19 protein-coding genes and 1 pseudogene are annotated in these 21,594 nt (G+C 59.2%); 9 read left to right on the top strand and 11 right to left on the bottom strand.

The features are described 5' to 3' along the window. Positions 1 to 37 precede the first annotated feature (37 nt). The 5 genes from ACTG1P_RS17505 to gpt all read right to left on the bottom strand — a co-directional run bounded on the left by ACTG1P_RS17505 (position 38) and on the right by gpt (position 4,972). Entirely contained in the window at positions 38 to 1,291 is a 1,254-nt protein-coding gene (locus ACTG1P_RS17505; RefSeq protein WP_440001818.1) for a glutamate-5-semialdehyde dehydrogenase, read from the bottom strand. 34 nt (positions 1,292 to 1,325) lie between these two features. Continuing rightward, on the bottom strand, positions 1,326 to 2,429 hold the full coding sequence (gene proB / locus ACTG1P_RS17500; protein WP_005338991.1) for a glutamate 5-kinase: 1,104 nt from the start codon (positions 2,427 to 2,429) through the stop codon (positions 1,326 to 1,328). Between the two features lie 179 nt (positions 2,430 to 2,608). Further along, positions 2,609 to 3,001, bottom strand: coding sequence for a sigma factor-binding protein Crl (gene crl / locus ACTG1P_RS17495; protein WP_005339003.1), 393 nt, complete (start codon positions 2,999 to 3,001; stop codon positions 2,609 to 2,611). Positions 3,002 to 3,063: 62 nt separating this feature from the next. Next, positions 3,064 to 4,332, bottom strand: a complete 1,269-nt coding sequence (gene frsA / locus ACTG1P_RS17490; protein WP_064338704.1) for an esterase FrsA — start codon at positions 4,330 to 4,332, stop codon at positions 3,064 to 3,066. Between the two features lie 172 nt (positions 4,333 to 4,504). After that, on the bottom strand, positions 4,505 to 4,972 hold the full coding sequence (gene gpt, locus ACTG1P_RS17485; protein WP_005339007.1) for a xanthine phosphoribosyltransferase: 468 nt from the start codon (positions 4,970 to 4,972) through the stop codon (positions 4,505 to 4,507). A 947-nt stretch (positions 4,973 to 5,919) separates the two neighbouring features. Between gpt and ACTG1P_RS17480 the strand changes: the two genes are divergently transcribed. Further along, positions 5,920 to 7,371 (top strand): aminoacyl-histidine dipeptidase, encoded by a 1,452-nt coding sequence (locus ACTG1P_RS17480; protein WP_124930147.1) that lies wholly within the window; start codon positions 5,920 to 5,922, stop codon positions 7,369 to 7,371. 81 nt (positions 7,372 to 7,452) lie between these two features. On the opposite strand, the gene djlA is transcribed toward ACTG1P_RS17480, so the two are convergent. The 3 genes from djlA to ACTG1P_RS17465 are packed head-to-tail and all read right to left on the bottom strand — an operon-like array spanning position 7,453 to position 9,981. Beyond that, complete coding sequence (gene djlA / locus ACTG1P_RS17475; RefSeq protein WP_278168600.1) at positions 7,453 to 8,286, bottom strand: co-chaperone DjlA; 834 nt, start codon at positions 8,284 to 8,286, stop codon at positions 7,453 to 7,455. Between the two features lie 19 nt (positions 8,287 to 8,305). Next, complete coding sequence (murU, locus tag ACTG1P_RS17470; protein WP_440001817.1) at positions 8,306 to 8,974, bottom strand: N-acetylmuramate alpha-1-phosphate uridylyltransferase MurU; 669 nt, start codon at positions 8,972 to 8,974, stop codon at positions 8,306 to 8,308. Continuing rightward, positions 8,971 to 9,981, bottom strand: coding sequence for an aminoglycoside phosphotransferase family protein (locus ACTG1P_RS17465; RefSeq protein ID WP_440001816.1), 1,011 nt, complete (start codon positions 9,979 to 9,981; stop codon positions 8,971 to 8,973). Before ACTG1P_RS17465 ends, murU begins: the two co-directional genes overlap by 4 nt. Before the next feature lie 174 nt (positions 9,982 to 10,155). Here ACTG1P_RS17465 and lptD point away from each other — a divergent pair. From lptD to ACTG1P_RS17435, 6 genes and pseudogenes are all read left to right on the top strand, one after another. Next, a pseudogene (gene lptD / locus ACTG1P_RS17460) lies at positions 10,156 to 12,599 on the top strand (LPS assembly protein LptD). Positions 12,600 to 12,625: 26 nt separating this feature from the next. After that, positions 12,626 to 13,924, top strand: coding sequence for a peptidylprolyl isomerase SurA (gene surA, locus ACTG1P_RS17455; protein ID WP_042054946.1), 1,299 nt, complete (start codon positions 12,626 to 12,628; stop codon positions 13,922 to 13,924). Next, a complete protein-coding gene (gene pdxA / locus ACTG1P_RS17450; protein WP_440001815.1) occupies positions 13,924 to 14,919 on the top strand; it encodes a 4-hydroxythreonine-4-phosphate dehydrogenase PdxA in 996 nt (331 codons plus the stop codon). The genes surA and pdxA overlap by 1 nt, the downstream gene beginning before the upstream one ends. Further along, on the top strand, positions 14,909 to 15,721 hold the full coding sequence (gene rsmA, locus ACTG1P_RS17445) for a 16S rRNA (adenine(1518)-N(6)/adenine(1519)-N(6))-dimethyltransferase RsmA (RefSeq protein WP_439997217.1): 813 nt from the start codon (positions 14,909 to 14,911) through the stop codon (positions 15,719 to 15,721). The genes pdxA and rsmA overlap by 11 nt, the downstream gene beginning before the upstream one ends. Before the next feature lie 4 nt (positions 15,722 to 15,725). After that, complete coding sequence (gene apaG, locus ACTG1P_RS17440) at positions 15,726 to 16,088, top strand: Co2+/Mg2+ efflux protein ApaG (RefSeq protein ID WP_204419561.1); 363 nt, start codon at positions 15,726 to 15,728, stop codon at positions 16,086 to 16,088. Positions 16,089 to 16,094: 6 nt separating this feature from the next. Next, positions 16,095 to 16,916 (top strand): symmetrical bis(5'-nucleosyl)-tetraphosphatase, encoded by an 822-nt coding sequence (locus tag ACTG1P_RS17435; RefSeq protein ID WP_440001814.1) that lies wholly within the window; start codon positions 16,095 to 16,097, stop codon positions 16,914 to 16,916. Positions 16,917 to 17,035: 119 nt separating this feature from the next. Here ACTG1P_RS17435 and ACTG1P_RS17430 read toward each other — a convergent pair whose 3' ends face one another. Both ACTG1P_RS17430 and ACTG1P_RS17425 read right to left on the bottom strand, forming a co-directional pair. Continuing rightward, on the bottom strand, positions 17,036 to 17,536 hold the full coding sequence (locus ACTG1P_RS17430; protein ID WP_021231934.1) for a 2TM domain-containing protein: 501 nt from the start codon (positions 17,534 to 17,536) through the stop codon (positions 17,036 to 17,038). A gap of 172 nt (positions 17,537 to 17,708) precedes the next feature. Continuing rightward, complete coding sequence (locus tag ACTG1P_RS17425) at positions 17,709 to 18,698, bottom strand: luciferase-like monooxygenase (RefSeq protein WP_440001813.1); 990 nt, start codon at positions 18,696 to 18,698, stop codon at positions 17,709 to 17,711. Between the two features lie 303 nt (positions 18,699 to 19,001). Between ACTG1P_RS17425 and ACTG1P_RS17420 the strand changes: the two genes are divergently transcribed. Continuing rightward, the gene (locus ACTG1P_RS17420; protein ID WP_440001812.1) at positions 19,002 to 19,331 is read left to right on the top strand and encodes a hypothetical protein; all 330 of its coding nucleotides are present in this window, start codon (positions 19,002 to 19,004) and stop codon (positions 19,329 to 19,331) included. Between the two features lie 101 nt (positions 19,332 to 19,432). Then, positions 19,433 to 19,774, top strand: coding sequence for a hypothetical protein (locus tag ACTG1P_RS17415; protein WP_440001811.1), 342 nt, complete (start codon positions 19,433 to 19,435; stop codon positions 19,772 to 19,774). Positions 19,775 to 19,874: 100 nt separating this feature from the next. Here ACTG1P_RS17415 and ACTG1P_RS17410 read toward each other — a convergent pair whose 3' ends face one another. Next, positions 19,875 to 21,245 (bottom strand): YjiH family protein, encoded by a 1,371-nt coding sequence (locus ACTG1P_RS17410; RefSeq protein ID WP_005339025.1) that lies wholly within the window; start codon positions 21,243 to 21,245, stop codon positions 19,875 to 19,877. Positions 21,246 to 21,594: the final 349 nt, after the last annotated feature.

Here is a 21,594-nt window from a genome sequence, read left to right as displayed (position 1 = left end):
CTGTGGTCGGCATTTTTGTTTTTGCAACAGCCTGTTATCAGGCACGGCTGAGGTAATCGGCCTGCCCTACCCACTTGTAGCTGGTAAGCTCGGTGAGCCCCATGGGGCCACGGGCATGCAGCATCTGGGTAGAGACCGCAACCTCCGCCCCCAAACCAAACTGGCCACCATCGGTGAAACGGGTGGATGCATTGACATAGACCGCCGCCGAACCGGCCCCATTGACGAAACGCTCGGCGTTGGCCAGATCGTTGGTCAGGATGGCATCGGAGTGACCGGCGTTGTGCTCGCGCATATGGGCCAGTGCCTCGTTCACATCCGCCACCAACTTGACCCCCAGGGTCAGCCCGAGCCACTCGGTATCGAAATCCTCCGGCCCCGCCTCGCACAGGTTGTCGGCACCCGCCAGCAGTGCCATGGCGTTGGGCGCGGCCACCAGCGTCACCTTGCGCTCGTTCATCAGCGTCACCAGTTGCGGCAGGAAGGTGGCTGCCACCTTCTCGTGCACCAGCAGGGTATCGAGGGCATTACAAGCGGAGGGGCGTTGCACCTTGGCGTTGTCGATGACCGCCAGAGAGCGCACCAGATCGGCGCTCTCGTCGACGAAGATATGGCTGATACCGAACCCGCCGATGATGACCGGGATGGAGCTGTTTTCCTTGCACATCTTGTGCAGGCCGGCACCGCCACGGGGGATGATCATGTCCACATAGCGGTCGAGGCGCAGCAACTCGCCGACCAGCGCACGATCCGGGTTGTCGATGTACTGCACCGCCGCCTCGGGCAGACCGGAGGCAGCCAAGGCATGCTGGATCACCCGCACCAGCTCCAGATTGGAGTGGAAGGTCTCGCGCCCACCACGCAATATGCTGGCGTTGCCGGTCTTGAGGCAGAGGCTGGCGATATCGATGGTGACATTGGGGCGCGCCTCGTAGATGACGCCGATAACCCCGATGGGCACCCGACGACGAGAGAGCCGCAGGCCATTTTCCAGCACCCGGCTATCCATTTCGGCGCCGACCGGATCATCCAGCGTGATCACCTTGCGCACATCCGCCACGATACCGGCCAGCCGGACCGGATTGAGCAGCAGGCGATCCAGCATGGCTTCTGACAAGCCCGCCTCACGGCCGGCGGCGATATCTTTCGCATTGGCAGCGAGGATCTGCTCACTGCGCGCCTCCAGCTCGTCGGCGATGGCGGCCAGCGCCCGGTTCTTCTGCGCCGTGCTGACGGTAGCCAGCTGATAGGCGGCTTCTCGGGCCGCCAGCCCCATTTTCTCCAGACTCATCTCGGTTCCCTTTGTTCATGCCGTGCTGCCCTGATTAGAGCAGCACCATGTCGTCTCGATGGATGGCCACAGAGCCATAGCCATAGCCCAACACCTGTTCAATCTGATCCGAGTGGACGCCGCGCAGCTTATCCAGCTCCAGATGGTCGTAACGGCAGATGCCGCGAGCCAGCTCGGCGCCTTTGGGATCAAGAATGCGCACCACATCGCCCCGAATAAAGTCGCCCTTGACCGCGACGATTCCCTTGGGCAGCAGGCTGGAGCCTTTATCCTTCATGGCGGCGACAGCACCCTGATCCACATGCACTTCGCCGTGAGGGGGCGGGCCTGCCAGGATCCAGCTCTTGCGCCCTTCCAGCGGGGACGCCAGCGCCGGGAACAGGGTGCCAATCCGCTCGCCCTTGGCAAGACGACCAATCACCTCCGGCATCTGGCCGGTCGCGATCACCACATTGACACCAGCGCGGCGCGCCACATCGGCGGCCTGCAGCTTGGTAGCCATGCCGCCGGTGCCGAGGCCGCTGACACTGTCACCCGCCAGCGAGCGCAGGGTATCGTCGATAGTCTGCACCTCTTCAATAAGCTGGGCATCGGGATTGGTGCGCGGATCGGCGGTAAAGAGCCCCTTCTGGTCAGTCAGCAGGATCAGCAGATCAGCATCCGCCAGAATGGCGGCCCGTGCGGAGAGATTGTCGTTGTCGCCGACCTTGATCTCGGCGGTCGCCACCGCATCGTTTTCGTTGATCACCGGAATAATGCGGTGATCGAGCAGGGTGCGCATGGTGTCGCGGGCGTTGAGGTAGCGTTCCCGATCTTCCAGATCGGCGCGGGTCAGCAGCATCTGGCCGATATGCAGACCGTAGAGGTTGAACAGATCCTGCCATACCCGAATCAGCTGGGTCTGACCAACCGCCGCCAGCATCTGCTTGTTGGGCAGGGTTGGCGCCAGTGGCGGGTGACCCAGATGTTCACGCCCGGCGGCGATAGCCCCTGATGTGACGACCACGACCCGATGGCCGTGACGGTGCAAGGCCGCACACTGTCTGACCAGCTCGACCATATGGGCACGATTGAGCTGGGAAGACCCCCCTGTGAGCACGCTGGTGCCCAACTTGACGACTATGGTTCTGTTTTCCATGGGAGCATAAAGGCTAAAAAGTAAGGAATATCTTTATACCCACGGCCATGGAGCCCTGCAAGGCAATTAACACCGGGGTGAGGAGATGAAGCAAAGGCCCGGATGATTGCGGGCGGAAGGGGAGATGGCTGACTGATGGCCCGGCAAACAGCGGGATGCTGCTCGCCGGGCATCAGGGATCAAGCAGCGGTCACGGTCAACTCATTGGTGACCTGATCCGCTGGCGCTAACTGGCACTCCAGTGCCGTCAGTTTGTCGCTGATGAGCTTGTAGAAACGGTTGAGGGTCCGCTCCACTTCTACCTGGTGCTTCTTGGGGATCGGCTTGTCCAGCCACTCACCATCAGCATTGTAGAAACCGAGCTGATAGTGGTAACGGAAATGGTGATCGTCCTGCTCCAGCACCAGCCACCAGCCCCAGAACTCCCGTTTGTCCGGCGCCGGCTTGGCGCTGACACAGACCGACAGGCAGTCGAAACGATAACGCCCCTCTTCGCAGAGATCTTCGCGCAAATAGGGGCCAATGGCAGCAAACTGCCTCAGCAGTCGCTTGTAGGTCACTCTTTCAGACATGTTAACCTCCCTGTTAAACAAGCCGCGCCACCTCGGGATGGCGTCAGTTCTTTAGCGCAATGTCAGGTACACAAATGCTGTTTCAGCCACTCGACGATTTCGTCCAGCGCCTTGTCATACACCTCCAGCAAAGGCTGTTTGTCGAAAACGATGGCCTTGCCGTTACGACTGGCCGCCGCCAATGCCCGTACATCCTGCTCGGGACAAATAAAATCTCGCTTGTGTCCAATACTCAATATCGGCACCGAGGTGCGAGTCCCCAGTAATCCTTGTGTTTTAAGTGAAAATACCTGGCACTTGGTACGCATGCCGTCCCACTGAGCCGCATCCGCCCCCAACCGGTTGGCCAGACTGTCCCGCATCATGCGCGGGCACTTGGCAAACAGCTCCTGATTGGTAAACACCTGATTGACCCCGGCGCCGACACAGACCACGGTGCGCAGCTTGAACGGCTCGATAAAGGCCAGTCTGGCCGCGATATTGCCCGCCAGACGCATCCCCACCATGGCAATACGCTGATGATCGACCCAAGCCACTTCGGAGAGGTAATGGAGCACCGCCTGATGAAGGCGGCTGGTATCCTGCACCAGCGGCCAATGCTCGGCATAGCCGACCCCGGGCATATCGAGGGAGAGCATGCCGATGCCGTTGGGCTCGAGCCGTTTGAGATAGAAGTTGAGGAAATCGAGCTGCAGGGAGTCGATCCCGCCGCTGATGATCACCAGCGGCACCGGTTTTTCGGTCGTCGGCAGGTGGAGATAACCCTGAATATGCTTGCCGCGAAAAGGCACCTGGATCTCTTTGAGCGGCACCTTGAACAGGCGACCTGCCTCGCGATAGGCCATGTTGCCAAGCAGTTGGGCCTGATCCGCCAGCTCGTCATCCTTGAGATGGGGATAGCTGGCGATGGAGTAGTAGCGCACCGCCTTGAGCAGCTGCTTCAGGGCGCCAGAAGTATCCCCCTTCTCGCGCAATTCACGGCCCTGCTTGAAATAGTTGCCAGCCACCTGACTCCATTCGTAGATCCAGTTGCCGGGCACATAGCCCTTGATGGTATCGAGATAGCAATCGTGGGTGCGCTCGCCGGTCGCCATGGCGATGCGGGCCAGGGTCTGCTCCACTTCGATGGGATCTGCCCCCTGCCAGGTCCAGGAGGGACGGCGCAGCAGGCGATACCAGCTCTTTGACATGGATCCGTCGATAAACATCTCGTCTGACTCGGCTTGCGCCAGATCAGCCGCACTGGAGTTGGAGATCTCGGATGTTTCCAATACCTTCTTGACGCGGGTAAAGAGCTGTTCGGTCAGGTTTAGGTCTTCGTTCAAGTCCAAGGTAGTGTCCCATTCATATCAGGCAATAGCTCATCTTAACCACTTTTACTGCCCATCAGCCACCCTGCAACAGATTGATACACAAAAAAACAGGGCTCCAAATTGGAGCCCTGTGAAACCATTATTGCCGGTTGCGACCAATGGACGCAGCGAGCGTCACATCCCGATCCCGTTACTTTTCGTCGCAGATCGGTGTGGCGAACTCCAGTGCCATATCCCACGGCTGTTCGATCCAGGTATCCTGCGGGATCGCCACTTCGAAATCGTCCAGCAGCGCTTCGCCCATCGGCTTGGCGAAAATCGCGATGAACTTGGCTTTCGGGTAGAGCTCGCGGATCGCCTTGGCGGTAGTGCCGGTATCCACCAGATCTTCCACCACCAACCAACCTTCGCCGTCACCGGCGGTGGTGGCTGCCTTCACGACCACCAGCTCGCGCTGGCTGTCATGGTCATAGCTGGAGATGCAGAGGGTTTCCACATTACGAATGCCAAGTTCACGGGCCATCAGGGCTGCGGGCACCAGACCACCACGGCTGACCGCAATGATACCTTTCCACTGGCTGACAGGCAGCTGACGACGGGCCAGACGGCGAGCTTCACGTTGCAGGTTGTCCCACGACACATAGAACTTTTTCGGCATGTTATCGATCTCGAATAGTTATTTAAAAACAATCACTTAAAATAACAACATCCGCAATTATTCCTACGGATGCCAGTAAATGGCGGCCCTTGCCCGACTGAATTCAGATTGCACTTCGGCTGCCTCAGGGCTAAGCCTCGGCAGCAAATCTGATAACAATGGAAGCAAGATGGGCTTATCCGGCGATCGGTTAGATGAAGTGTCCAAACCGCGGACAGGCTGTTGGGCCGATATGATAGCACCGTTTGCAGAGAAAATGCCTGGCAAACGTATGCCAAAAACAGGAAAAATCGGCATCACCCTCTCCATTCGGCCCATCTCGAGCGCCAAACGACTAACCTGCCGTTCCTGCTGCCGAGCCCAAATGGGCTGTGCGGCAAATCGCAGATAAAAAAATAGCAGGGGGAGGATTTACCTCACGCACCTGCTGCTTTCTCGCCTCTGCCTGGTTGGGCAGCTCGTCTTAGCGACGAGTGACGAAGGGGTTAGGGTAGCTGAAACCCTGGGTATACAAAGAGGGGGCAAACCAATAGGTTGAGTTGCTGCCTGGCATATTGAAACTCCTGATTGCTTAACAAGTTACGTACCTTTAATGCGGGCTCAAATCCTTGAACGAACACTCGGTTCCATGGAGGCGCACTTGCTTTGCTTCGGTTCCCTGGAGGCTTTCATCGTCATCCTGACGGGTGGCGAACCACGGGAGCTAATTTACCAGTCGGTGCGTTAAATTCAATATTTTTGTGAGTTCGGTCACATATTTTCTTTTCTATCGGTCAGCGTCGTCCGAACCTGACGATCGTACTGCCTGGTTGCCATCAGCCAGCACAAGCTGCCTGCGATTTGCGCTGATTGCTCACATTTTTGTGTGATTGACTGTATTATCGTTATCCTCTTCCCCGGCCCGCTGATGGGGCCCTGTTAATTCCGTGCTGGTAAGGAGTCCCGACGTGGCACAGCTTAGCTCTCTCTCTCCCAAACTGATTTGGCATTTCTTCGAACAGATCTGCTCCATTCCCCACCCTTCCAAACATGAAGCCAAACTGAGCGCCTGGATCATCCAATGGGCTCAAGGGGAAGGTCTGGCAGTCAAGCAGGACAAGGTCGGCAACATCATCATCAAGAAACCGGCCACCCCGGGGATGGAAAACCGCAAAGCCGTGGTACTGCAGGCCCACATCGACATGGTGCCGCAGGCCAACGCCGACACCAAACACGACTTCGCGACCGATCCCATCGATGCCTATGTCGATGGCGAGTGGGTTACGGCCCGTGGCACCACCCTGGGTGCCGACAACGGCATCGGCATGGCCGGTTGCCTGGCTGTGCTGGCTGACAAAACCATCAAGCACGGTCCGCTGGAAGTGCTGCTGACCACAGACGAAGAGACCGGCATGACCGGCGCTTTCGGTCTGGAAGCAGGCTGGCTGGAGGGCGAAATTCTGCTCAACACCGACTCCGAAGAGGATGGCGAAGTCTATATGGGCTGCGCTGGCGGTGTGGATGCCAATATCCGCTTCCCGCTCGAGCTGGTTGATGCTGCTGAAGGTGAAGCGTTCGAGCTGGCGGTCAAAGGGCTGCGTGGCGGCCACTCAGGTTGCGATATCCATCGCGGACGTGGCAACGCCAACAAGCTGCTGGTGCGTCTGCTCAAAGCAGCCGAGCCGCTGGGCGTTCGTCTGGCCGAGATCCACGGCGGCACCCTGCGCAACGCCATCCCGCGCGAAGCCCGTGCCACCCTGCTGGTGCCTGCTGCCAGCGTAAACGAGTTCAAGGCGCTGGTTGACCGCTACACCGGGATCTACCAGACCGAACTGGCCGCCACCGAGCCAAACCTGACCGTGCTGGTCAACAGCGCCGCCAAACCGGCCAAGCTGATGAGCGTCTCCCTGCAGCAGCGCCTGCTGGATGCCCTGATGGCCTGCCCGAACGGCGTGATGCGCATGAGCGATGCCATGCCCGGCGTGACCGAAACCTCGACCAACCTGGGGGTCATCAAGACTCAGGATGGCGAAGTGTACGTCCAGTGCCTGATCCGCTCCCTCATTGACTCCGGCCGCGAGAGCATCGAGCAGATGACCCGCTCCCTGTTCACCCTCGCAGGCGCCAGCTGCGAATTCACCGGTGCCTATCCGGGTTGGGCGCCGAACGTGGACTCCCCCGTCATGGCGCTGGTACGCAACAGCTACCAGACACTGTTTGGCACCATGCCCAACGTCATGGTGATCCACGCTGGCCTCGAGTGCGGTCTGTTCAAGAGCGCCTATCCGGAGTGGGACATGGTCTCCTTCGGCCCGACCATCCGCGGGGCCCACTCCCCTGACGAGAAGGTACATATCCCGGCGGTCGAGCGTTTCTGGCAACTGCTGGTGCACGTGCTGGAAGCGATTCCGGCCAAGTAAGCCAACCCGGATAAAACAACAAAACAAAGCCCCGCACTGCTGCGGGGCTTTTTATTGTCTGTTACAGCCAGATTTTGGCGCTTACCGGATGCCGCGGGCCTCGCGGATCCACTCCCAGGCTTGCTGGATCTCCTGGGTCTTCTCCTTGGCCATCTCCATCATCTCCGGCGGCAGCCCTTTGGCGGCCAACTTGTCCGGGTGATGCTTGCTCATCTCCTTGCGGTAGGCGCGCTTGATATCCTGATCGCTGTCGCTCTCGCTCACCCCCAGCAGCTGGTAGGCATTCTTGAGGCGATCCGCAGAGGGTGCCTCCTGCCGATACTGCTGGCCACCAGAATGGCCCCCCTGATACTGGCCATGGGCCTGATTGAAGAAGTTCATCTGCGCCTCGGCCATTGCCAGAATGCGAGCCAGCTCGATGCGGCTGAAGCCCAGTTCGTCGGCAATGGTGTGCAAAATGGCGCGCTCGCCCTCCTCTACCCGACCATCTGCAAAGGCCGCCTGCAGTTGTACCTCGAGGAAGAAGCGCAGAATATCGCGCTGCCCCAGACTGGCACGGCGGAACTCGGCCAGGGTCTCGCGCAGCGGGAAGTCGGCCTCCTTACCGAGACGAAACGACTCCTGTGCCCGGGCACGCTGCTCCCCCACCAATCGCATCCGATCCATCAGGTTGGAGGCAACCCGGATCTCCTGCTCGGTCACCTGACCGCTCGATTTGGCGATATGACCCATCACCGAGAAGGTGGCGTGGAAGAAGACGGCTTGCTGCTCCTGACTCGGACCGCGACGAAACGCCCCCTGCAGCCCCATGCCACGGTCGAAACGGTGGCCAATCCAGAGGCCAATCAGGGCGCCGATGATATTGCCGAGCAGAAAACCGAAGAAGGCGCCCAGCACCTTACCCCAAATACGCATGGTTCAAGACCTCTTGAAGTTAATGAGTGCGGGCCTGGAGCTGGTCATCCAGCTCGCGCAGACGGTCGACCGTGCCGATATCGCGCCACTCGCCAGCGAGCAGGCTGCCGCCCACCCGCCCTTGCGCCATCCAGTCACGGAGCAGGGGCGCCAGTTTGCGGGCGCCGCCCGCGAGACCGGCAAAGGCCGCCGGATCATATAGTCCGACCCCGCTGAAGGTAAACGCTGGCGTATCCACGACTCGCCCTTCTTGCAGGGCAAAGTCCCCGCTCGGGTGCTGGGGCGGATTGGGCACCAGCCAAAGGTGGGCCAAATCATCGCCAAGGGGCTGGCTGACCAGAGTGTGATAATCGAGATCGAGCCAGGTATCGCCGTTGATCACCAGAAAAGGGTCTGCCCCCAGTAGTGGCAGCGCCTGCACGATGCCGCCCGCGGTCTCCAGCGCGCTCTCCTCGGCTGACCAGTGGATGGTCACGCCAAGCGCACGGCCATCACCCAAGCTCTCGACCAGCTTGTGGCCGAGCCAGGCGTAGTTGATCACTAACTCGGTCACGCCAGCGGCTTTGAGTTTTTCGATGTGATGAACGATGAGCGGCTTGCCCCCCACCGCCAGCAGCGGCTTGGGCAGCAGGTCAGTCAGCGGGCGCATCCGCTCGCCACGGCCAGCGGCCAGGATCATCGCCTTCATGGTTTTACCCCTGCATTGGCGATCCCCGGCAACACCACCTGCTCCAACCACTGACCAAAACGGGCCAATACCGGATAGGCACTACCATGAGTGCGACAGACATCCACCACGTAGCCGAGGGTACGGGGAATATCCTTGAGATAGCCGGACTTGCCGTCGCGATGATAGAGCCGGGTGAAGATCCCCGCCGCTTTGAGGTGGCGCTGCATGCCGGTCAGGTCGGCATCACGACGGAAACTGGCATAATCGAGCTCGCCAAGCAGACCCGCCTGTTGCAGGGTGGCAAAGCCGTGGCGCATCCCTTCATCGATCACCTCGTCCGACCAGCGCACGTAGCAATCTTTCAGCAGGGAAACCAAGTCATAGGTAAGCGGCCCGATGACCATATCCTGAAAATCGATGATGGCGAGTTCGCTGCTATCAGGATTGTCACCGCCGCACACCATCAGGTTGCGACTGTGGAAGTCACGGTGCATGACCCCTTGCGGCTGAGCCAGATTGCAGGCGGTGAGGCAAGCAAAGGTCTCGTCCAGCAGTTGCTGCTCTTCATGGCTCAGGGTCAGCTGCAGATGATGACCCAGCAGCCACTCGGGGAAAATGCTGTTCTCCCGCGCCATAAAAGCCGCATCGAAGGGTTCAAGCGCCAGTTCAACCGCCCCCAGGCGGGGCAGCAAATCAATCGCCTTGCCATACCAGGCCAGCACATTGTGCTCGTTCAGGCAGCTGATCAGCTGGGTATCACCCAGGTCGCTGACCGCCAGCAGACCCTGTTCGTAGTCCACCGCCTTGACCTCTGGCGCCAACAGCTGACGCGCCTGCAAGGCGGCCGCGTTACGAACAAACTCATGATTTTTTTCGGTTTTCGGATTGGCATCCACCCAAACCAGACCACCACCACGAGAGTAGCGACGGAAGCTGGCATCACCGGAAATGAGGGTCAACTGAAGATTGGCATCACCGGAAATACGGCGTGCCCACTGCAATAGCAGGGAATCGCGATCGTGCATAAGTAGAGGACCAAGGTGGAAAGCAGCACTTGGCTGTTAGCCCTGGCCGCAATAATGCTTTATCATTGCCGGCTAACATAAAGCAATGACATGCAATGTCAACTCGATGAAACCTGTCGTAAAATGCATGCCTTGGATCAACCGTATCTATCACGGATTGCACGAGTCTTTCACATGACCAAATGGACACTGGGGTACCGCTATCCCATCGCCCTGACTATCAGCCTGGCCCCCGCACTCACCCCAATGATGGTGCAGGCGGCCCCGTTCGAAGCGCCGCCAGCCACCGGCATTCTCGATAGTCTCTGCTATGACTATGTTCCCAAGATAGAGAAGCCTGCATCGGATCAGGATGCCAACGCACAGCCGGTCGAGGTTGATGCTGACCGTCTCGAGGCCAAACAGGGCGGCACCGCCGTCTATGAAGGTGACGTCAAGGTTCGTCAGGGTGTTCGCAAGTTTGACTCCGACTATGCCCAGCTCGACCAGAAGAGCCGGGATGTCATCGCCATCGGCAACATCTATTACAACGATGGTCAGGTGACCGTCACCAGCGACAAGACCCTCAAATCCAACCTGGATACCAAGAACTCCGAGCTGGAAGAGGGCAAGTATCAGGTGCATGGCTCACCGGTGCGCGGCTTTGCCAAGCGCGTAGTGATGACCAACAACAACCAGAACATCACCATGGAGGGGGCCCAGTACACTACCTGCCCCCCCGGTCAGGAAGTGTGGACCCTCAAGGCCGGCAGCATCGACATCGACCAGAAAGAGGTGTTTGGTGAAGCCTGGAACGCGAGCCTCTGGCTCTATGACTACCCGGTGTTCTACTTCCCCTATATCAACTTCCCCATCAAGGATGAGCGGAAGACAGGTCTGCTTTATCCGGGTTACAAGCAAAGCTCCAGCAACGGCATGGATATTACCCAGCCCTTCTACTGGAACATTGCCCCCAACTACGATGCCACCATCACCTCCCGTTTTATGGACAAACGCGGCCTGATGGAACAGGTGGAGTTCCGCTACATGCCGGACCCCGCCCATGCAGGCATTCTCTACTTTGAAAATCTGGCAGATGACAAGCAGTACAGCCCGAGCAATCCGAGTCTGGCTGGCCTGTCCGATGGCCATCGCTACCTGATGAACATACGTCACGGTTCCGCCCTGATGGATGGCAGCCTGCGTTTTGGCATCGACTACACCCAGGTGCGCGACAAGGACTACAACTACTTCAACGACTTCAGCCCGCAAGTGGGCACTCAGGTCGACAGCCAGTTGCAGCAATCCTTTACCGCCGGTTACTACCAGCACAACTGGAACCTCACCTCCGAGGTGCGCCGCTACCAGATCCTGAGTCCGTATGCGCTGCTGCCCCACGAGATGTTGCCGCGTATCGACTACAACTACTATCAGCAGGGCAAGTGGTTCGATCTGGCCTGGAACAGCGAACTGACCAAGTTTGGCTATGACAGTGGCAGTGCCACCACCCAGCAGGCCGGTGAGCGCTATACCGCCACCCGTCTGCACCTGGCCCCCACCCTGACCGTACCTCTGGTGGATGCACCGGGTTACTACCTGACCAGCCAGTACAAGCTGATGTTTACCTCCTACAACCAGGAGGTGCCCAAGGATCTGGTTAGCCAGGATCGCAGCCGCTTCACCGATGCAGACAGCAAACAGCTGACCCTGAAAGACGGCACCATTACCCGTACTCTGCCGTCCTTCCGCCTCAAGGGAGGCGTCAACTTCGATCGGCCGCTCGACTGGTATGATGGCAAGGGCACCCAGACCCTGGAGCCCGAGTTCCAGTACCTCTATATCCCTTACAAAAATCAGGACGAGATCGGGATCTACGACACCACCACCACCCGTCAGGACTATTACAGCCTGTTCAGTGATCGCCGCTTTGCCGGTCTCGACCGCATCAGCGATGCCAACCGGATCACCGTTGGCCTGACCAGCCGGGTCTATGACAATGTGGGTGATGAACGGTTGCGTCTGGCGGTGGCCCAGGCCTTCGAAGTGACCCCCCCAAGGTGCGCCTCTACCCGTCAAATCCGGAAAGTACCAACGCCCGCTCCCTGCTCTCGTTTGAAGGGGATGCCCGGATCACTGATGAGTGGTTTGCTCATGCGGGTACCCAGTACGACACCTCTGAGTGGAATTTTACTGCTGGCAACGGTGCGGTCGAATACCGGACCGGAAAGCTGACCACCCAGCTCAACTACCGCTATATCCAGGATGGCAACCTGGACTATCGCTATCCAACCAACCCGGCGCTGGCAGAAGATCTGAGCCAGGTAGGTCTGGTGATGATGGCGCCGATCGCCGATCAGTGGCAGATGTATGGCGGTTACTACCGTGATATCAAGCAGGATGTGAACATTGACCGCAAGATCGGTGTCAAATACGACTCCTGCTGCTGGAGCATCAACATGAGCCTGGAGTGGCACAATCAGCCTGACAACGTCACCCTGAGGCCCACTTCGGAACAAGTCATTGGTCTGCAGTTTGAAATGAAGGGCCTTGGCAGCGTGGGTACCGGTGGCCGCAGCGTCACCCTGGATACCGAGCTGCTGCCCTATGTTCGCCCGTTTAATCTGAAAGGCCAGCAATGATGCTGGCCCAGCCTTGAGAGATGGATATGAAAAAGACCCTGATTGCCCTGCTGACCGCGGGAATGTTCGGCGCCATGAGCCAGGCCGCACTGGCTGCGCCCGAGCTGATGGACAAGGTTCTGGCCGTGGTCAACAAGGACGTGGTGCTGTCCAGCCAACAGGACGCACTGGTCAACAAGGTAAAACTCTCCGCTCAGGAGAGCGGCCAGTCCCTGCCCGATGATGCCACCCTGCGCAAACAGGCGCTTGACCGTCTGATCCAGGAGAGTCTGCAGTTGCAACTGGCGGAGCGCCAGGGGCTGAAGATCAGCGATACCCAGCTGGAACAGGCTATTCAGGGCATCGCAGCCGACAACAAGATGACCCTGGATCAGCTGCGCGCCCAGCTCGCCCGTGAAGGGATGACCTATGCCCAGTATCGGGAAGAGGTGCGCCGCGAGATCCTGATGAACGAGGTGCGCCGCAACCAGGTGCGCCGCCGTATCAACATTTCCGAGCAGGAGGTGAAGCAGGTGGTGGAGATCCTGAAGAAACAGGGTCAACAGCAGAACGAATACCACGTCGGCCATATCCAGATTGCCCTGCCGGACAACCCCACTGCCGCCCAGCTGGATGCCGCCAAGAGCAAGATCGAGCGCATTCTGGCCGCCCTCAAGCAGGGTGCCGACTTCCGCAAACTGGCCATTGCCGAGAGTAACGGTCCCAAGGCGCTGGAAGGGGGTGACTGGGGCTGGATGAGCCCGCAAGAGATGCCGACCCTGATGGCCGAAGCGGTACAGGGTGCCCAGAAGGGCGACATCGTCGGCCCGCTGCGCTCCGGCGCCGGCCTGCACATCGTCAAGGTGTTCGACACCAAGGGTCAGCAACAAGTGATGCAGACCGAGGTGAAGGCACGTCACATCCTGATCAAGCCCTCCATCATCTTGAGCGAAGAGAAAGCCAAGGGGATGCTGGATGGTATTCTGCACGACATCAAGAGCGGCAAGGCCAGCTTCGCCAGCATGGCGGAGAAGTACTCCGAAGATCCAGGCTCTGCGGTGCAGGGGGGCGAACTGGGCTGGTCTGATCCCAACGTCTATGTCCCCGAGTTCCGCGACATGGTCAACCGTCTGCAACCGGGCCAGATCAGTGCCCCGTTCCGTACCAGCCATGGCTGGCACATCGTGCAGGTGGAAGATCGCCGCAGCCAGGATGCGACCGACAAGGCTCAGGAGCAGCGCGCCTACCAGCTGATCTACAATCGCCGCTTCGTGGAAGAGTCCCAGGCCTGGCTGGATGAACTGCGTGACGAGGCCTACATCCAGATCGAAGGAGCTGGTAGCTGATGAGCTGCCGTCGCCTTGCCGTTACCCCGGGCGAACCGGCCGGGATCGGCCCGGATCTGGTGCTGCAGATTGCCCAGCAGGATTGGCCTCACCAGTTGGTGGTGATCGCCGATCCGGCGCTGCTGCGCGAGCGGGCAGCCCTGCTGGGGCTCAGCATCGAGCTTGAGCCCTATGACGCAACCGCCCCTGCTCATCCGCAGCGGGCGGGCACCCTGACCGTCTGTCCGGTCACCCTCGGCGCCTCTGTGGTGCCGGGCGAGCTGAACGAAGGCAATGGCGCCTATGTGCTGGCGACCCTGCAGCGCGCCTGTGATGGCAACATGAGCGGCGAATTTGCCGCCGTGGTGACCGGGCCGGTGCACAAGGGAATCATCAACCAGGCCGGGGTCTCGTTCAGCGGCCACACCGAGTTCTTTGCCCAGCAATCCAACACCGCCGATGTGGTGATGATGCTGGCAACCGAGGGGCTGCGGGTCGCACTGGCGACCACCCATATTCCGCTGGCCTATGTGGCAATGGCCATCACCGAGGATCGCCTCGGCAAGGTGATCCGGATCCTCAATGAGGATCTCGCCACCAAGTTTGGCATCGCCAAACCCCGTATTTACGTCTGCGGCCTCAACCCCCATGCGGGGGAAGGTGGCCATCTCGGACGTGAAGAGATTGACGTGATCGAACCCGCTCTGGCCACCCTGCGCCAGGAAGGGATCGATCTGGTCGGCCCATTGCCGGCCGACACTCTGTTCCAGGAGAAATACCTCAAGGATGCGGATGCGGTACTCGCCATGTACCACGACCAGGGGCTGCCCGTGCTCAAGTACAAGGGCTTCGGCAGTTCGGTCAATATCACCCTGGGGCTTCCCTTCATCCGCACTTCGGTGGATCACGGCACCGCGCTGGATCTGGCAGGCAAGGGCCTGGCGGATTCGGGCAGCCTTGTCACCGCGATTAACCACGCCATCAAGATGGTAGAGAAAAAAAGATATGAGCAGTAAGGTGCACATGGGCCACACGGCCCGTAAGCGTTTCGGTCAAAACTTCTTGCACGACCGGTATGTGATCGATCAGATCGTCGCCGCCATCAACCCGCAGCCGGGTCAGAATCTGGTAGAGATCGGTCCGGGTCTGGCCGCGCTGACCGAGCCGGTTGCCGCCCAGATGGACAAAATGACCGTGGTCGAACTTGACCGGGACTTGGCGGCGCGCCTGCGCGAGCACCCGACCCTGAAGGAGAAGCTCACCGTCATCGAAGCCGATGCCATGCGCTTCGACTTCAGCACCCTGATGGGTGAAGGCAAGGGGCCGCTGCGTATCTTCGGCAACCTGCCCTACAACATCTCCACCCCGCTCATCTTCCACCTGTGCGAGTTCGCCGACCGGGTTGAAGACATGCACTTCATGCTGCAAAAGGAAGTGGTGTTGCGTCTGGCCGCTGGCCCGGGCAGCAAGGCTTATGGCCGGCTGAGCGTGATGACCCAGTACTACTGCCAGGTGGTGCCGGTGCTGGAAGTGGGCCCGGGCGCCTTCAAACCGGCGCCGAAAGTGGACTCTGCCGTAGTTCGCCTGATCCCGCACAAGAATCCGACCATAGTCGCGAAAGACATTCGTTGTCTGAATCGCGTCTGTACCGAAGGCTTTGGCCAGCGTCGCAAGACCATCCGCAACAGCTTCTCCAACTTCATCACCGACGCCCAGCTGACCGAGCTTGGTATCGATGGCAACCTGCGCCCGGAGAATCTCTCCCTCGAGCAGTTTGTCATGATCGCCAACTGGCTGGCGGATCAGCAACAGGCCTGATCCTGTGGCACTCCCGCACATCGAGATCCGCCCATACCCCCTGTATGTGGCGGGCTCCAGAGACCCTTACCAGTTTCACTATCTGATCGAGATTGAGAATCTGGGGCCCGGCCCGGTGCAACTGCTGCATCGGCGCTGGCTCATCACCGATGCCAATGGCAAGATGCTGGAAGTGGCAGGCCCGGGCGTGGTCGGGGAACAACCCGTCATTGCCGAAGGTGAGACCTACCGCTACCAGAGCGGCGTGCCGCTGGCGACCCCGCTTGGGGTGATGGAAGGGAGCTATACCCTGCAAGATGGCTCTGGTCAGCAGTTTGAGGCGCCCATCGCCCCCTTCACGCTGGCCATCCCCAATATTATCAACTGAGGTTTCATGGCGAACTGTTTTGTCGGTGACATCCAGGGCTGTTACGACGACTTGCGCCGTCTGCTGGATCTTGCCGCGTTCGATCCCGACCAAGACGTGCTCTGGCTCTGCGGCGATCTGGTCGCCCGCGGCCCGGACTCGCTCAACACATTGCGATTCGTCAAGGATCTGGGCAACCGTGCCGTTACCGTGCTCGGCAACCACGACCTGCACCTGCTGGCAGTCGCCGATGGCGTTGCACCGCTCAAGAAGAAAGACAAGCTGCAAAGCCTGATGGATGCCCCTGAGCGGGATGAACTGCTGGAGTGGCTGCGCCACCGCCCGCTACTGGCCGAACATCCGGATCTGCCCATCATGATGGTGCATGCCGGGATCTCCCCCGCATGGGATGTCCGCACCGCGCGCAACTGCGCCCGCGAGGTAGAGAGCCTGCTGCGCGGTGACCAGTACAGCTGGCTGCTGCACAACATGTACGGCGACCAGCCCGATGGCTGGAAAGATGATCTGGTCGGGATCGACCGTTACCGCTACATCATCAACACCTTCACCCGGATGCGCTTCTGCTACTTCGATGGCCGGCTCGACTTCAAATGCAAGAAGGGGCCCAAGGAGTCGACCCCGGGGCTGCGTCCCTGGTTCGAACAGCGCGAACACCACGTAGATGACCCCATTCTGGTGTTCGGCCACTGGGCAGCGCTGATGGGCAACACCGGCAAGAGCGATATCAAGGCGCTCGATACCGGCTGCGTCTGGGGCAACAGCCTCACCCTGTGGCGCTATGAAGATGATTCCCTGATCACCACCCCCTGCCCGGTTCACGCCAGCTAGGGAGTGCGCAGCAATCTGGCGGTCGCTGCCGTATGGATTGCCACAACCCGCAGTAATAACAATGCCCGGCAATCTGCCGGGCTTGCTGTTTTAGGCTCCCTGTTTTCCGGCGAATGAAGTTACAACTTGCGCCCCAGCCGCTTCTCGATCTGGCGCCGCTCCCACTCGGGGCCAAACAGCTTGAAGGGCTGAAACACCCGAACAGCATGGGAGGCAAGTCCCAGCCCCCAACCCAGGGTTGGCCACCAGGCCCAGATGTACTCCGGATTGCTCAGGTAGTTGATGACAAACAGCCCGCAGATCACTACCACGTAGCTGGCGACATGGTGATAGAAGCCCTTGAGCTCCTCCACATAGCGCATTGCCGCCCGCTCCTCTGCCGATACCTGCACCGCATCCTGCCCCATAGTGTCACTTCCTCTCATCTCGCGCTCCTGTTGCTCTGATCCATCCAGTTGAGCCACATCGAGTTCAAAGACGGCGGCCAGGGCCTTGAGAGATTCCAGTCCGGGTTGCTGCCCCTGCTCGATCCGCTGGATAGTGCGGACACTCAAACCAGTCAACGTTGCCAACTGATCCTGAGACCAACCCCGTTGCAATCTCAACTTCCTGACGATCATCTCGAACTCCTTGTGGTAATTGACAGGGCCAGCATAGGGCTTACGCCACGAAAGGTGACACGACAGATGGCCGACATCAACCTGACAACTCTTTAAAATCAATTAGTTGAATAAACATAAAGAGATATAAGGTCAAGTTCTGGCACACAGGCAGATGTGCCAGGATGTGTAATCACAGGCTCTGCATCAGCTCGGCGGCAATTTCAAAGGAGCGCAATCGGGCCTGATGATCGACGATGGGCCCATTGAACATCAGCTCATCGGCACGGGTTTCCGCCAGCAGCGCCTTGAGGCCGTGACGAACCTGCTCAGGGTCGCCCACCAGAGAGCGAGCCAGGGTCTGCTCCATCGCCATCAACTCACGAGGTGCCCACTCATCGCCAAGCTGGACAACCGGCGCGGGCAGCTTGCCCGCATCACCGCGATGGAGGCGCAAGAACTGCTGCTGCACGGTAGTGAATTGGAAACGGGCCTCCCGCTCACTGTCGGCGGCGATCATGTTGATGCAGACCACCGCATGGGGCTTGGGCCAGCGAGCAGAGGGGCGATACTGGCTGCGGTAGATCTCCAGCGCCTGCAGCAACATGGCGGGCGCGAAATGGGAAGCAAAACCGAATGGCAAGCCCATCGCCGCTGCAAGTTGCGCGCTGTAGAGGCTGGAGCCAAGCAGCCAGATGGGCAGATGCAGCCCCTGGCCGGGCACCGCCTGCACCGTGCCGATCTCGTCGCCAAAGTAGCTCATCAGCTCACGCACATCGGCTGGGAAATCATCCACCTCGCCACTGCGCATACGTCGCAGCGCCCGCATGGTGCGCTGATCAGTCCCGGGGGCGCGACCAAGGCCCAAATCGATGCGGTCGGGATAGAGCGAAGCCAAGGTGCCAAACTGTTCGGCAATCACCAGCGGCGAATGGTTCGGCAGCATGATGCCACCCGCGCCGATCCGCAAAGTGGTGGTGGCCTCGGCCAGATGACCGATCAGCACCGAGGTGGCGGCACTGGCAATGCCCGGCATGTTGTGATGTTCGGCCAGCCAGTAGCGCTGGTAACCCCAACCCTCGGCATGGCGGGCAAGATCCCGCGAGCGGCGAAACGACTCGGCAGGCACGGAACCTTCGGCAACAGGCACCAGATCGAGCACGGAATAGCGGATGGCAGACATGGGTCACTCCATTGATTTACAGACCAGTAACAAGTGGGGCAATGTAGCACGGGATACCTGAATGAATCACTATCTCCTGCCACACTCTGCCTGCCAAGCGGCAGCAATCGAACGGAACAAATCTCAGGCAAGTATTGTTTGAACGCTCATCCTGCTGGCCGCGCAAGCCCGGGGGGATCATATTTTCTTACATTTGCGGGCTGGCCTGAGCGCCCCCGGCTGGTTATAACGGTGCCCCTATAGCGAAGGGGGAGCAACAGACTCCCCCTCACTCTTTGTCACACCACACTGTTCAGGTTATCTATGTCAAAACATCTCGTTCTGCTGGGCGCGCTGACTCTCTCCGGTTGCGCCCTGTTGTCTCCCCCCGCCCCTACCGTCACCCCGGTGCACCTTGCCGATACCAGCCAGCGCGGATTCTACATCGAGTGCAGCAGCATGAAATCCTGCTTCCAGCAGGCAAACCAGACCTGCCCGCAAGGTTACAAGGAGACCGACCGCCGCCAGCAGACGCTCTACAGCACCCAGTATCTGGGGGGAAGCTATGACGACGAGAAGAAGGTCTACAAGGCAGCCAAGCCCTATCGCATCGCCAACACAGTCCACTCGCTGACCATCCAGTGTCCGATCTGAGCATAACGTCACGCTAACCCATACGGGGGCCGGCGCGGGATACCAAGGCCCCAGCCGGCACGCTACCACCCTTTTCTTGTTCCACTGAGCACGCGCCTTTTATGTCACAGAGAATTGTCCTGCTGGGCAGTATATTGCTGTCCGGTTGCGCCCCCGCTACTGTCACTGAGCTCACTTCCGCAGATTCCTCGCAGCAACGATTCCAGATCGAGTGCAGTGCGCCGGATGATTGCCAGCAACAGGCAAGCTTGAGCTGTCCGCAGGGCTATCAGGAAACCGATCGCAGCCAGCACACCTTCGCCAACGGTCAGATGAGCATGGGGGGGCACCGACCCGATGAGGGGATTAGCCCGAGCTTCCCCCAGATCAGCACCTTCACCATCCATACCCTGCTGGTGCAGTGTCCCCGCAAGCCAGCACAACCCCATCCGCAGGGACACTGATGAGCAAGGGCCCGCGTCATCCATCAAGCCCGGAGAAAAGAGGAAAAGCCATAAAAAAAACGGCCAACCCAGGTTGACCGTTTTTCACTGCGCTGCGCCCTTAAAACAGCAGATGTGCCACCCCGGCGATAACCGGCAAGGTGACCAGAGTGCGCAGCAGGAAAATAACGAACAGCTCCCACAGCTTGACCGGGATCTTGCTGCCCAGCAGCAGGGCCCCCACTTCCGACATATAGATCAGCTGGGTTACCGACATGGCGGCAATCACGAAGCGGGTCATGTCACTCTCGATGGTCGAGGCCAGCACCGCCGGAATGAACATATCGGCAAAACCGACCATGATGGTCTTGGAAGCCGCTTCCGCCTCCGGCAGTTGCAGCAGCTCCAGCAAGGGGACAAACGGAGCGCCAAGCCAGTTGAAGATAGGGGTATGTTCGGCCAGCATCAGGGCGCAGGTACCGATCGCCATCACCACCGGCAGCACGCCAAACACCATATCCAGTGCATTCTTCACCCCTTCCCGCGCGACGGCGCCGAGATCAGTCATGCTGTCAGCCTTGGTCAGGGCACGCTCGAAACCATAGCTCATCACGCTGTGCTGGTGCGGCACAGCTTCCTGCTTGCGGCACAGGGGAGTGCCATCGGCATAGATGTCCTTCTTCCAGCAGAGCGGTGGCAGACGCGGCACCACGATAGCGGCAACCACGCCCGCCAGACAGACGGTCAGGTAGAAGGGAACGAACATGTGCTCCAGCTTCACCTGGGAGATCACCACCAGACAGAAGGTGATGGAGACTGCAGAGAAGGTGGTGCCAATCACCGCAGCTTCACGCTGGGTGTAGAACTTCCCTTCGTACTGCTTGCTGGTCAGCAGGATGCCGACGCTGCCATCGCCAAGCCAGGAGGCAAAGCAGTCCACAGCCGAACGACCCGGCAACCGGAACACCGGACGCATGATGCGGGTCATCATGGTGCCGACAAATTCCAGCAGCCCGAAATCGAGCAGCAACGGCAGCAGCAGGCCGGCAAAAATGAAGACCGAGAACAGCACCGGCAGCAGATCGTTGAGCACCAGTCCACCGGTTGCGCCGGAGTAAAGCACCTCTGGCCCCACCTGGAAGAAGGTCAGCAGCACGAAGATACCGCCCAATACCCGCACGCAGGCCCAGAAAGGGGAGACATTGAACAAACTGTTGAGGAAAGGACGACGCACCAGAATCGCTGGCTTGAACAACCAGGCAATCACCGTCATCAGCATGGTGGTGGTGATTACCGCACTGACCATGGCGACCAGATAATCGGCAAAAACACGCTGCACCAGCTTGGCCAGCACAGCCACCGGGATGGTGACGTTACCGTCATAGACGACCGGCGTCATGAACAGCAGGATCCCGATGAGTGACGGAACCAGAAACATCAACAAATTACGGCGAGTATTGACCGCAGGTGCTTCGAGACTCTTTTCCAACATGATATGACTGCCCTAATGTTACTTTTCCCTAGCCCGGCCAACCTGCGTATTCATGCATTAACCGGCAAAACGAGCGCAAGAATACTCTAAAAAAATGCACAAACAAGCCCTTAAGGCAGAAATTTGCGCATAAATATTTCCACAGGCAAACCTTCCATTAAAACAATAAGATACAGCGGCGCATATCGATTCAATCGACATCGCCAGACGATTGTTTCGTTATTGTTAATTTTGGTGGGCAGTATAATCGGTTATCAGTGGCAGGCAATAAGTGGCATCACAAATATATCTAATGAGTTGCTGCTCGATAGACATAAAAAACCGGAGCCTGTTCAGGCTCCGGTTTTCA

Origin of the sequence: Aeromonas sp. 11P (assembly GCF_051920165.1) — a bacterium.
In the GTDB taxonomy this organism is placed as follows: Bacteria; Pseudomonadota; Gammaproteobacteria; order Enterobacterales; family Aeromonadaceae; genus Aeromonas; species Aeromonas veronii.
Note: the sequence above shows the minus strand (reverse complement) of the source record. Positions and strands in the feature narration are given on the sequence as shown.

Excerpts from the sequence above, each read along its gene's own strand:
- ACTG1P_RS17505 (WP_440001818.1), bottom strand. The coding sequence starts at position 1,291 with ATGAGTCTGGAGAAAATGGGGCTGGCGGCCCGAGAAGCCGCCTATCAG.
- ACTG1P_RS17420 (WP_440001812.1), top strand. The coding sequence starts at position 19,002 with ATGTCAAAACATCTCGTTCTGCTGGGCGCGCTGACTCTCTCCGGTTGC.
- ACTG1P_RS17415 (WP_440001811.1), top strand. The coding sequence starts at position 19,433 with ATGTCACAGAGAATTGTCCTGCTGGGCAGTATATTGCTGTCCGGTTGC.
- ACTG1P_RS17430 (WP_021231934.1), bottom strand. The coding sequence starts at position 17,536 with ATGATCGTCAGGAAGTTGAGATTGCAACGGGGTTGGTCTCAGGATCAG.
- ACTG1P_RS17435 (WP_440001814.1), top strand. The coding sequence starts at position 16,095 with ATGGCGAACTGTTTTGTCGGTGACATCCAGGGCTGTTACGACGACTTG.
- proB (WP_005338991.1), bottom strand. The coding sequence starts at position 2,429 with ATGGAAAACAGAACCATAGTCGTCAAGTTGGGCACCAGCGTGCTCACA.
- ACTG1P_RS17465 (WP_440001816.1), bottom strand. The coding sequence starts at position 9,981 with ATGCACGATCGCGATTCCCTGCTATTGCAGTGGGCACGCCGTATTTCC.
- surA (WP_042054946.1), top strand. The coding sequence starts at position 12,626 with ATGAAAAAGACCCTGATTGCCCTGCTGACCGCGGGAATGTTCGGCGCC.
- rsmA (WP_439997217.1), top strand. The coding sequence starts at position 14,909 with ATGAGCAGTAAGGTGCACATGGGCCACACGGCCCGTAAGCGTTTCGGT.
- ACTG1P_RS17425 (WP_440001813.1), bottom strand. The coding sequence starts at position 18,698 with ATGTCTGCCATCCGCTATTCCGTGCTCGATCTGGTGCCTGTTGCCGAA.
- djlA (WP_278168600.1), bottom strand. The coding sequence starts at position 8,286 with ATGCGTATTTGGGGTAAGGTGCTGGGCGCCTTCTTCGGTTTTCTGCTC.
- crl (WP_005339003.1), bottom strand. The coding sequence starts at position 3,001 with ATGTCTGAAAGAGTGACCTACAAGCGACTGCTGAGGCAGTTTGCTGCC.
- ACTG1P_RS17410 (WP_005339025.1), bottom strand. The coding sequence starts at position 21,245 with ATGTTGGAAAAGAGTCTCGAAGCACCTGCGGTCAATACTCGCCGTAAT.
- pdxA (WP_440001815.1), top strand. The coding sequence starts at position 13,924 with ATGAGCTGCCGTCGCCTTGCCGTTACCCCGGGCGAACCGGCCGGGATC.
- murU (WP_440001817.1), bottom strand. The coding sequence starts at position 8,974 with ATGAAGGCGATGATCCTGGCCGCTGGCCGTGGCGAGCGGATGCGCCCG.
- gpt (WP_005339007.1), bottom strand. The coding sequence starts at position 4,972 with ATGCCGAAAAAGTTCTATGTGTCGTGGGACAACCTGCAACGTGAAGCT.